Source organism: Prevotellamassilia timonensis (genome assembly GCF_021531665.1).
Classification (GTDB): domain Bacteria; phylum Bacteroidota; class Bacteroidia; order Bacteroidales; family Bacteroidaceae; genus Alloprevotella.
The window spans coordinates 1-11,625 of the sequence record NZ_JADYUH010000075.1 but is presented as its reverse complement, the minus strand read 5'-3'; the positions used below and the strand labels follow the sequence as shown (position 1 = coordinate 11,625).

The window sequence follows — 11,625 nt, the reverse complement described above, 5'->3', positions numbered from 1 at the left end:
TTCTTCCTGTCCTCTTCAGTCCCACCGAACTCATAACATTCGTCTTCGTTCCACTCGCAGATGATGTCAGGATTCTGACACTCTTCATGCTGTTCCTCAGGCTCGATCCAGAATTCTTCATCTTCGGATTCTTTCTTCATTTTGATATACGAGTTTACTCTAAAAAGTCGGCAAGCCGACCTATGATTAATATTATATTTGTTTAACGCTAAATCGTTCTTTGACATTATGTAATCTGGAGAAAAATACATAAATTTGTATAAAAATCAAGTCCAAAGATAGGTTCAAGAAATCGACTACAAACAAGCAACTCGGACTGTTCAAAAGGAGAACCGGGAACTCGCAGCAGACAAGGAGAATGGCTTTGACTTCATTGCCAACGGAATTCAGGGAAAGCCCTCACGTTTCGACCTTGACCTGCAGGAGGACGGGACACTTGAGATAACCGACCAGCAGACGGCAGAGGTAATGACCGCCATCAAGGTGAAGGATGACAAGTGGAAGATACCCGTCAAGACAAAGGAAGGCAAGGACACTTACCGATACTTTGACAAGACCAGCATTGAACGCTCCAAGGTAAGGCGGCAGACGGGATCCATCCCGTGGGACGAACGCAAGAAGCGGAACAACGTCGAGGCAAGCATCTTCCAATACTGCTTTCACACCCGGAACAACAAGACACGTTACAGAGGATTAATCAAGCATACGCTCCAGGCAATAGCCCGATGCGCATGGATCAACATGCGCCGTCTTTTCCTCTATGACATCGAAAGGTCTCTCCAGATTGCGTAAAATGTTTCAAAGAGCGCCTTGGACCTGTAAAAGACCCATATATTGGGCACATAATCGCTCATTAGAGCGCTCATATACGATGCTTTGACACTCCGAAACGGAATATCTTGCATCATCCCAAATTAACCTGCAGACTCGGGATTACTTCCCGATGATGCAGAAATGTCTAACTTAAATGCTACTTTTTGTAGCGGATTCTTTACTGTTTTCTTGTTGTTTGACGATGCAAAGGTCGTGACATATCCTGATATAAAAGAAGACTTTATTCGGTATGGTATGAGATGTGGGGTTTATGTCGTGAGATGAAGACCAGCAAGTGGAATTACTGTTTTCTTTCATGGTTAGAATACGAAAAAAGGCAAGTGTTGTTGCACCTGCCTTTTAATATATAAAGAGTTCATTTTCTAACTTCGTTTTACCAGTCTAACTGCATAAGCCCATTCTTTGTCATTAAGCCATTCAACAAAGCCTACTTCCATTTCCGAATCTTCAAAGTGGAATGAGTAAGCAATTCTGTTTTCGACATCATTTACTTCTGTTGCTGTCCAATAGCAACCTCTGACATTCCAATCTCTTGAGGATTCATTTGGCTTGCGCAAACCAGCACATGGTAAGAAAATAACATTGCCATTAGGACCTTGTACAAGGCAACCTGTTACTGTCTTTACTGTGCAGAAAGTCCAAATACATTCAGTCTTCAGTTCTTCAAAATCTTCTCTTGATGGTAAAGACCAATGGTGACATTCATGCCATGTATAAAGTTCTCCTGGCTGTTCTGGAATCTTTGCATCAACATTGCAAGATGCCCAAAGTGTTCCGCTTGGAAGTCCAAGGTCAACGAACTCTTCTACTGTATCATTCAATTCATTTACTGATACTGTCAACTTCTGCTTGTATGAATAAGTCTGGAGTACTTCAAGTCTTTTATTCTTCTCCAAAGACAGAAGTAACCTGTTCGCATCTGTCTTTGCAATATCTAATTTGATATTTCCGCCAGCAGTATTCAGAACAGCATAGTGTTCTGTGCGGTTTACTCCTACAAGGAAATCAGTATTGATAAGATATGAACGTCCAACCTTCAGAATGTGATGCTGCTGATAAGTTCCTTCGGCATTAATCAACTCTTCTAGTTGCTTTAACAACATTCTTATGGCCTTGCGGTGCGAACCATTTGTGAGATGTATGTCCACATAATTTCCATCAGCCTCTGCAAACAGAAACTGGTCCAGATGAACATATATGTGCTCTCTGCTATTTGTTATTGAGATTTTCATACTAGTAATCAGATGTTTATGATATGATGAGACTATTTGGAAGTTCTTCCGAATATTTGCATTAATCGTTTTCAATTCTTTTGTCATCATGCCTGTTCTTCAGTCTATTATTATAGGCTTCAAATACAGCATAATAGTTTTTTCTTCATAATCGTATTTCGTTTTCTCATATTGGTTGTTTAACTGTGTATATTATAACTGAGTATTACCGTTTATCGTAATTCGTATAAGGTATTACCGCTCAGAATGTCCTGAGGAACTTCATCTTTAACAGAATTGTCAATGAAGCAAAATACAGGTCTGTGAATATTAGTAGCGATTGTGAAACAGTTGGCCAAAGTTGAATTACATTCAGCGCCAAAATATGTATTATACAAACAATAAGGGATATCTTGTCTTGGACTGTCGTCGTCAAAAGTGATTTTCCAACAAGTTTCACCAAGCAATTCTCTTACTGCTTCCCATCGGCCGTCCCAATGGCTTTCACCAAATACGAACAAAGGTGCTATAATGTTTGACGATGCATACTCTTTGATGAGTTGCTTCAATTCGTTTAAGTTAATTGTCTTCATAAGCAAATCCTATTTTACTATATGTCCCTGAGCAGTCACGGCAGATACTGCCATAATAATACTCAGAATGAGATTTCTACTTTTCATATTTTATTCATTTTTTAAATGATTAGGTTAGATTTAAGTTCATCAGAATACTCGATACTATCAAGATTCAAGCAATTCATCATGAATTCATTTTCCTCTTCAATATATGGTTTTGCCATATCTTCGATTTGTTTTGCCAAATCCACTGAAACTTCAGAAACCACTGATAATTCTTTTGCCCTCTTTACAAAGTAGCCGTCATCTCCTTTAAAGTTATAGTCCCTAAGGTTCCTAATTCTTGTTGCAATGTCAAGCAGCAATATGATAGAATCTTCAACCTTGGCTTCTTCAACCTTAACTGATTGGTATGTGTCAACAAGTAACTGCTCCAATTCATCTGAGTATTTGAGGCTTGTCGAATGAGAGCATTTTTCAATCAGAATAGGGATTAACTGATGATAGGTAGAGAGCATTTCAAAACCCTTGGCTTCTTTTAAGCATTCTCTGAGATACAACTCCTGATTGGGACAGACATAATTGTCAATATCAAAGAACTCAAGGAGAGGTTTCACTATTGCTTCTGGATTACATCTAGATGTGAGTGCTCCTTCTATAGCAGACATGACAAGTTGCTCTTTGACGATCTGCATTCTGTCCTTCTCGGAAGGAAACGAAGAAACATAACGAACTGGAAATTCTGGGAGTTTGATTTGGGAATGACCACTCAAGAATTTTTCCAATTTTGACACCTCATCATTGTACCAATTCTCCCATTTTTTCTGATTGAAAATAGGGGAATTTTCACCCAAAGTTATAAAGTCTTTGCCTAAATATAATCTTGAAAATTCATGTTTCCAAAATAGAGATATTTGTATCCATGCATATTCTGAAAGTGTGTCTCTAATACTGCTGTTAAGAGAATCTACAAATTTCTGAAGTGGTGGGAACAAACTATTCATCAAGGACACAGAGAAGGTTGGATATTTCTCTAAGATGTCTTTTGGAAAATACTTATATTCTGAGTTGTTGTCAAGAATGATAAAAGAAGGTTTGTGCCCTTTTGTTGCAATATCAATAGCATACTGCAAATCTCCAAATTCTTTGAAGCGGGTGTAGACGAAGTAATACAGGTCGCATTCTGCAGGCTTCAAGAAACAGTAACTCTTACTCTCATCCTGCGGATGACCGCATACACTATAGCAACTTGAGTATTCAGCACGAATCACATCTACAAGGAACGTGCAATCAACTGTAACAAGGATTGTAGGAACTTGTGAGTTCTGGTCTGATACAGCCTTCTTAATGGTTTTCAACAGAGCGTTTAAATCAATTATTTTCATCTTTGCTATATTATAATCATCGTTTTCAATTCTTTTGTCATCATGCCTGTTCTTCAGTCTATTATAATAGGCTTCAAATACAGCATAATAATCATTCTCATTATCTACGACAGTTAGAAGTCTTTCCAGCGCAGATTCTATTTCTTTCCTTGCTGTGTCATGATCAATACGAACTATCTCTTTTAAAATACAGTCAAAAGATTGGTACCATACATCTGTACAATATTGTTCAAAATGCAAATTGCAAAACAAACCTTCTAACATGCATCTACTTACCCGCTGATAGAAGTAGGTATTTTTTGATGGTAGTCCAAGAATCGGCTCGTATTGAGTTGCTTTTTGATATAGATTGCTAAGCACTTTGTGTACCAAACCCTGCCAATTGACGATATCACCAACTTTGCCTATCTCAAAATCTAACACAAATTTGCTTGCGGTGTCAGTTATTTCAAAATCTCGGAAGAAAATACCATCCTTTCTGAGTTCATTGAATAGTATTACTGCTTGTTGCGGAGATAACATATCTGCAATTTCGTTACACCATGCACAAAACTCGTTGAGTTGTTGTACTCTTTCATCTTCTGTTCCAACAGCATTTGTAGAATGAAACTCATTATAAATAGAACAGAAATCTGCTGACATTGGTCGAATACTGTTTTCTGTATCCTCCCAATTAATGATTTGGATAAGTTTGGTAATTTTTGCCTTCTCTACTTGATTCATTGTAACGTTCACTTTTATTGTCTTATGGCTCCTATTCAGACGTTACATATTGAAAAAACATGAGTTGGTAGAACTGCATGAAAAAAACGTGAAGCCTCATATTGTTGCTCGTTCACGCTTGAGGCCTTAGGACTGCCCATCTTATCGAACGAGCAACGAGACCTCACGCTATGTATGTATATATTATACCCTACAAACCGCCACTATATGTATAATGACGGAAAGAGGGTATGCGTATAACATACCCATGAGCATCATCGTTGCACAGTCCAGGATAAGATATTGGAGTGTCCTAAGTTCCAAGCATCCGAACTTGCGTCAATAACGCTTTTTATTATGTAATCTCGGCCGGTTAGACACTACACGAGTGCAGTCGACGGAGAGCATCATCTCACTCAATGGCAAGATTTTGCTTTGCAATGTTACGAAAATTATTTTGAAAATATGGCTGATTTTACTGAGAAATGCAAAATCATGGCTGATTGGGCGTTTTTCTTTTTTCGGTTTTTCTTGTTTTTGCCGGCACTTCCCGAAATCCATAAAACAATCTTCATTATGCATTTAGCGAGATTTTCGGAGGCTGTTTTGGGGGCCGACGGAATATTATTGTTAATTTTGTCGCAATAACAACCTAAACACTATGGCAGAGAATAAGAAAGAGATGGAGCGTGCAGAACTCCACAGAACAATATGGGCAATTGCCGATGAGATGCGAGGTGCGGTAGATGGATGGGATTTCAAGGCATACATTCTCGGTATGCTCTTCTATCGCTACATCAGCGAGAACATCACCAACTATATCAACAAGGGCGAGTGGGATACGGGCAACACCGATTTTGATTATGCCACTTTGGACGATGCCACAGCGGAGAGCATACGCGAAGAGATGGTGGGCGTGAAGGGTTTCTTTATTCTGCCGAGCCAACTCTTCTGCAATATATGCAAGGCGTGCGACAAGGATGCCAACCTGAACGAGACTTTGGAGCAGATTTTCAACTCTATTGAGGCGAGTGCGAAGGGAACTGAAAGCGAGGATGATTTCAACGGATTGTTTGCTGATGTTGATGTCAATTCAAATAAGTTGGGAGCGACTGTCATCAAGCGAAATGAGAAACTGGTAAAACTCCTTCGCGGCATTCAGCAGATGAACCTCGGCGACTACCAAGACAATACGATAGATGCTTTCGGCGATGCCTACGAATACTTGATGGGTATGTATGCGAGCAACGCAGGTAAGAGCGGCGGCGAGTTTTACACTCCGCAGGAGGTAAGCGAACTCCTCACCCGTCTGGCAACGCTTGGCAAGACCGAAGTCAATAAGGTCTATGACCCTGCTTGCGGTTCGGGTTCGCTGCTCTTGAAAGCGGCAAAGATACTCGGCAAGGACAATGTGCGTCAGGGTTTCTATGGTCAGGAGATTAACCTTACCACCTACAACCTCTGCCGTATCAATATGTTCTTGCACGACATTGACTATGACAAGTTTGATATCGCCTGCGAGGATACACTTCTCTCGCCACAGCATTGGGACGATGAACCATTTGAGGTGATTGTTTCTAACCCACCTTATTCTATCAAGTGGAAGGGCGACGACGATATTACTCTCATCAACGACCCTCGCTATGCTCCTGCCGGCGTGCTTGCTCCAAAGTCAAAGGCGGACTTGGCGTTCATTATGCACTCGTTGGCGTGGTTGGCAACCAACGGCACGGCGAGCATAGTTTGTTTCCCGGGCATTATGTATCGTGGCGGTGCGGAGAAGAAGATACGCCAGTATCTGATTGACAACAACTATGTAGATTGCGTCATCCAACTCCCCGATAACCTCTTCTTCGGCACCTCTATCGCTACCTGCATTATGGTATTGAAGAAGAGTAAGAAGGATAACGCTACGCTCTTCATAGATGCCAGCCGTGAGTGCGTGAAGATTACCAACAACAATAAACTCACCCCAGAGAACATCCAGCATATCGTTGATTACTTCGCCGAGAGAAAGGATGTTGATTATGTATGCAAGTTGGTGGCGAACGATGTGGTGGCGGAGAACGACTACAACCTCTCTGTTTCTACCTATGTGGAGCAGGAGGATACTCGTGAGCAGGTGGATATTGTGAAACTGAATGAGGAGATTGCACAGATTGTGGCAAGAGAGAATGTTCTGCGAGCGGAGATAGATAAGATTATTGCTGAAATTGGAGGATAAGACTATGAGCAGATTAAATGAACTTATTCAGCAGTATTGCCCTGATGGAGTTGAATATAAGAAGTTGGAGGACTGTTGTCAGATATTGGACAACAAAAGAAAACCAATTACCAAAGGTGCAAGAGTTGCAGGCGAATACCCATACTATGGAGCCAATGGTGTCCAAGATTATGTTGCTAATTATATTTTTGATGGCAAGTATGTTCTTGTCGGCGAAGATGGCAGCGTGATTACACCAAGCGGAACTCCTGTTGTTAATTGGGCAGAAGGCAAGATTTGGGTGAATAACCACGCTCATATCATCAGCGAGAAAAAAGGTGTTCTTCTTCGCTATCTTTTTCATTATTTACAGACAATAAATATCACTCCACTGATACACGGTAATATACCTAAACTCACAGGAGGTGATTTTAGAGCATTGACTATCCCCGTCCCGCCCCTTTCTGTTCAGGAGGAGATAGTAAGGATATTAGATAGTTTTGCAGAACTGCAAGCAGAACTGCAAGCAGAACTGCAAAAAAGATTACAACAATACAACTATTACAGGGATAAATTATTGTCCTTCAATGAATTAAATAGGTGGCAAAGCGTAAGCGTTGAATGGAAGAAGTTGGGAGATGTATGTGATATTAAAGGGCGAATTGGTTTTAGAGGATATACAAGACAAGACTTGGTGGAAGAAGCAGACGGAGCGATTACTTTAAGCCCTTCTAACATTATCAACCAAGAATTGAATTATGAAGATTGCTCATATATTTCTTGGGCAAAATACGAGGAGTCCCCAGAAATAAAAGTCGCAGTTGGAGATGTTATTTTCACAAAAACAGCCTCTGTCGGCAAAACGGCACTTGTTAAGTATTTGCCAAAAGAAGCAACAATAAACCCACAGTTAGTAGTATTAAAAAATATACAGTGTAATCCTGCATTCTTGGCATATGTGTTAAAGACTTATAGATTTCAACAGGAAGTTGCAAAATTACAGGGAGTTGGTTCAGTCCCCAATATATCTCAAACTTCTTTGTCTGGAATAACTATCCCTATCCCACCTCTCGCCGAGCAGCAGCGAATAGTCTCTATCCTTGATAGATTTAGCACCCTAACCACCGACATCACCGCAGGTCTCCCAGCAGAGATAGAGGCAAGGCGCAAGCAATACGAATACTACCGAGACCAATTATTGACCTTCAAGCAAAAGGCATAAGACTATGGCATATAACATTATTGCAGAAAACGAAGACTACACGATTGTTAGCGACTATCAGACGATTTACCGCAAGAGCGATAAATACCAGTCGGAAGCACAATTAGAGAAGGAGTTCATCAAGACCCTCACCGAGCAGGGATACGACTACCTCCCTATCCACAAGGAACAAGACCTCGTGGATAATCTCCGTGTGCAGTTGCAGAAACTCAACGACTACACCTTCACCGATAGCGAATGGAAGCGTTTCTTCAATGATGTCATTGCCAACCAGAACGAAGGCATTGAAGCAAAGACCACCAAGATACAGGAAGACCATATCCAAGTCCTCAAAAGAGACACTGGCGAGACCAAGAACATCTACCTGATTGACAAGAAGAATATTCATAACAACTGCCTCCAAGTCATCAACCAATACGAGGAGGTGCAGGGAAACCACGATGCCCGCTACGATGTGTCCATACTCGTCAATGGACTGCCGCTTGTGCATATAGAATTGAAGCGAAGAGGCGTTCAACTCAAAGAGGCGTTCAATCAGATTGACCGCTATCAGAGAGATAGTTTCTGGGCAGGCTGCGGACTGTATGAATATGTTCAGATATTCGTCATATCCAACGGTACCAACACCAAGTATTACTCCAACTCCACACGCTTCAACCACATCAAGGAGCAGGAGCGAAACAGGACAAAGAGCAAGAAGACCAGCAACTCGTTTGAGTTCTCGTCATTTTGGACAGACAGCAACAACAAGGCTATCAACGACCTGATCGGCTTCACCCGCACATTCTTTGCCAAGCATACACTGATAAATGTCCTCACCAAGTATTGCGTATTTACGAGTGAGAGGATGCTCCTCGCGATGCGTCCCTATCAGATTGCAGCAACGGAGCGTATCATCGGACGCATAAATGTCGCCCACAACTACAAGCAATACGGCAAGACCGAAGGCGGCGGTTATATATGGCATACGACAGGTTCGGGCAAGACCCTTACCTCATTCAAGACCGCTCAACTCGCTTCACGCCTTGACTACATAGACAAGGTGCTGTTCGTCGTGGATAGAAAAGACCTTGACTACCAGACGATGAAGGAGTATAACCGATTTGAGGAGGGCGCTGCTGACAGCAACGCCTCGACTTCCGTCCTTCAACGGCAACTTGAAAACAAGGATAAGAACGGCGGCTACCGCGATTACCGCATCATCATCACCACCATACAGAAACTCTCCATCTTCATTCAGAAGAACAAAAACCATCCCGTCTTCCAGCAGAGGGTGGTGATTATCTTTGACGAGTGCCACCGAAGCAACTTTGGCGAGATGCACAACGCCATAACCAAGAACTTCAAGAAATACCATATATTCGGTTTCACGGGCACACCTATCTTCGCCCAGAACGCAAGCAGCGGTGGAGATTTGAAACTGAAAACCACACAGCAGGCATTCGGCGATAAACTCCACACCTACACCATTGTGGATGCCATCAACGACGAGAATGTCCTACCATTCAGAATAGACTATGTGAACACCCTTAAAACGAAAGAGGATATACTGGACAAGCAGATTTCTGCTATTGACCGAGAGCGCGTTATGTCTGCCCCGGAAAGAGTGAGTGCCGTGGTGAAGTATATATTGGAGCACTTTGACCAGAAGACCAAGAGGTCATCATACTACTCCTATCGCGTTGCCCAAAACATCGGGCAGATGGCAAAGGCGAAGAAGGGCGAGGTCAAGGAGGAGAAGATGACGCAGAAACTGGCAGGTTTCAACGCTATGTTTGCTGTTGCCTCCATTGATATGGCAAAGGCATACTATAACGAGTTCAAGGCACAGCAGGCACATCTGCCAGAAGCACAGCGATTGAAGATTGCCACCATCTACTCATACGGTGCAAACGAGGAGGAGATAGACGGCATACTCGTGGAGGAGAACCCAGAGAGCACCACCAACCTTGACCAACCGAGCAGAGACTTCTTGGAGGGTGCTATCAAGGATTACAACCAGATGTTCTCCACCAACTACGACACTTCAAGCGAAAAGTTTCAGAACTACTACAAAGACCTGTCGCTGCGAATGAAGAACCGTCAGGTGGATTTGCTGATAGTTGTCAATATGTTCTTGACTGGATTTGATGCTACCACCCTTAACACTCTGTTCGTGGATAAGAACCTTAAACAGCACGGACTGATACAGGCATACAGCAGAACTAACCGCATACTCAACTCGGTGAAGACCTACGGCAACGTCGTATGCTTTCGCAACCTCCAACAAGAGACCGATGATGCGATTGCCCTGTTCGGCGATAAGGACGCAGCGAGCATAGTCCTGCTTAAAGATTTCAAGTCATACTACGAAGGATACGATGCCGAGAACGGTAAGCATTGTTATGGATACAAAGAACTGGTAGCAGAACTCCAACAGCAATACCCAGATGGATACACGCCTATGGGCGAAGAGGAGGAGAGGCGCTTCATCGCCCTCTTCGGCAGTTTGTTGAAGTCTATAAATGTATTGCAGTCATTCGACCAGTTTGACGGACGGCAACTGCTCACTGACGGACAGATGCAGGACTATCAGAGCCACTACCTTGACCTGAAAGATAAGTGGAGAAAGAGAGGTAAGGGCGATAAAGAAGTTGTCAATGATGACATCATTTTTGAGACTGAACTGATAAGGCAGGTTGAAATCAACATTGACTACATACTGCTTTTGGTGAAGAATTACCACGACAGCAACTGCAAGGACAAGGAGATACTCGTCAATATCCGCAAGGCGGTAAGTGCGAGTATGCAGTTGAGAAGCAAGAAAGAACTCATTGAGGATTTCGTGGCAAGCGTCAATGCCGCAACCGATGTCGCTTCGGCTTGGGAGGCGTATGTGAAGCAGCGCAGGCAGGACGACCTGAATGAGATTATTGCAAGCGAGAAACTGAAAGCAGACGAGACCGTCAAGTTCGTGGAGAATGCTTTTCGTGATGGAGCGATACGCACAACGGGCACAGACATTGACAAGATACTCCCAGCAATGTCCCGCTTCGGCGGCGGCAACCGGCAGGAGAAAAAGAAGGCCGTGATAGAGAAGTTGAAGGTATTCTTTGAGAAGTATTTCGGTGTAGTCTGAATAATAATAACGTTTTCGTTAAGCCAGATGAGCAAAGTTGAGTTTACTCGAACTTTGCCATGGCGAGAATTTTCGTGCAAGTGAGCGCAATCAAGTTTACTTGAATTGCCGAGCGCAGCCGAAAATGTCAAAGAAATTTTCGTGCAAGTGAGCGCAATCAAGTTTACTTGAAATGGCGTGCAAATGAGCGCAGAGCCGAACTTGTTCGGGCTATGCCGAGTGCAGCCGACATTATGAAATTGTTGAGCGCAGCCGAAAATGTCAAAGAAAAACGTCTGTTGAAAACGAATTATTATTCGCAATTATTACTGTCCGCTAAACATGTTTTTGTGTCGAATAATACGGTTTTTGGCGAAAGACAAGCCCCCTCTTAAG

At 42.5% G+C, this 11,625-nt stretch carries 7 protein-coding genes; 4 read left to right on the top strand and 3 right to left on the bottom strand.

Annotated elements, in window-relative coordinates:
* Positions 1–468: 468 nt before the first annotated feature.
* A complete protein-coding gene (locus I6E40_RS09940) occupies positions 469–792 on the top strand; it encodes a transposase (protein ID WP_235386891.1) in 324 nt (107 codons plus the stop codon).
* 404 nt (positions 793–1,196) lie between these two features.
* On the opposite strand, the gene I6E40_RS09935 is transcribed toward I6E40_RS09940, so the two are convergent.
* From I6E40_RS09935 to I6E40_RS09925, 3 genes are all read right to left on the bottom strand, one after another.
* Positions 1,197–2,156 carry a LytTR family transcriptional regulator DNA-binding domain-containing protein gene (locus tag I6E40_RS09935; protein WP_235386889.1) on the bottom strand — a complete coding sequence of 320 codons (960 nt, stop codon included), beginning with the start codon at positions 2,154–2,156 and terminating at the stop codon, positions 1,197–1,199.
* Between the two features lie 122 nt (positions 2,157–2,278).
* Positions 2,279–2,638 (bottom strand): hypothetical protein, encoded by a 360-nt coding sequence (locus tag I6E40_RS09930; RefSeq protein ID WP_235386887.1) that lies wholly within the window; start codon positions 2,636–2,638, stop codon positions 2,279–2,281.
* Between the two features lie 101 nt (positions 2,639–2,739).
* Complete coding sequence (locus tag I6E40_RS09925) at positions 2,740–4,728, bottom strand: hypothetical protein (protein WP_235386885.1); 1,989 nt, start codon at positions 4,726–4,728, stop codon at positions 2,740–2,742.
* A gap of 640 nt (positions 4,729–5,368) precedes the next feature.
* On the opposite strand from I6E40_RS09925, the gene I6E40_RS09920 reads away from it, so the two are divergent.
* The 3 genes from I6E40_RS09920 to I6E40_RS09910 are packed head-to-tail and all read left to right on the top strand — an operon-like array spanning position 5,369 to position 11,250.
* On the top strand, positions 5,369–6,931 hold the full coding sequence (locus tag I6E40_RS09920; protein ID WP_235386883.1) for a type I restriction-modification system subunit M: 1,563 nt from the start codon (positions 5,369–5,371) through the stop codon (positions 6,929–6,931).
* A 4-nt stretch (positions 6,932–6,935) separates the two neighbouring features.
* Entirely contained in the window at positions 6,936–8,132 is a 1,197-nt protein-coding gene (locus I6E40_RS09915; RefSeq protein WP_235386881.1) for a restriction endonuclease subunit S, read from the top strand.
* A 4-nt stretch (positions 8,133–8,136) separates the two neighbouring features.
* The gene (locus I6E40_RS09910) at positions 8,137–11,250 is read left to right on the top strand and encodes a type I restriction endonuclease subunit R (protein WP_235386880.1); all 3,114 of its coding nucleotides are present in this window, start codon (positions 8,137–8,139) and stop codon (positions 11,248–11,250) included.
* Positions 11,251–11,625: the final 375 nt, after the last annotated feature.

Bases quoted from the DNA above. Each gene is read 5' to 3' on its own strand.
- I6E40_RS09940 (WP_235386891.1), top strand. From the start codon at position 469: ATGACCGCCATCAAGGTGAAGGATGACAAGTGGAAGATACCCGTCAAG.
- I6E40_RS09935 (WP_235386889.1), bottom strand. From the start codon at position 2,156: ATGATGACAAAAGAATTGAAAACGATTAATGCAAATATTCGGAAGAAC.
- I6E40_RS09930 (WP_235386887.1), bottom strand. From the start codon at position 2,638: ATGAAGACAATTAACTTAAACGAATTGAAGCAACTCATCAAAGAGTAT.
- I6E40_RS09925 (WP_235386885.1), bottom strand. From the start codon at position 4,728: ATGAATCAAGTAGAGAAGGCAAAAATTACCAAACTTATCCAAATCATT.
- I6E40_RS09920 (WP_235386883.1), top strand. From the start codon at position 5,369: ATGGCAGAGAATAAGAAAGAGATGGAGCGTGCAGAACTCCACAGAACA.
- I6E40_RS09915 (WP_235386881.1), top strand. From the start codon at position 6,936: ATGAGCAGATTAAATGAACTTATTCAGCAGTATTGCCCTGATGGAGTT.
- I6E40_RS09910 (WP_235386880.1), top strand. From the start codon at position 8,137: ATGGCATATAACATTATTGCAGAAAACGAAGACTACACGATTGTTAGC.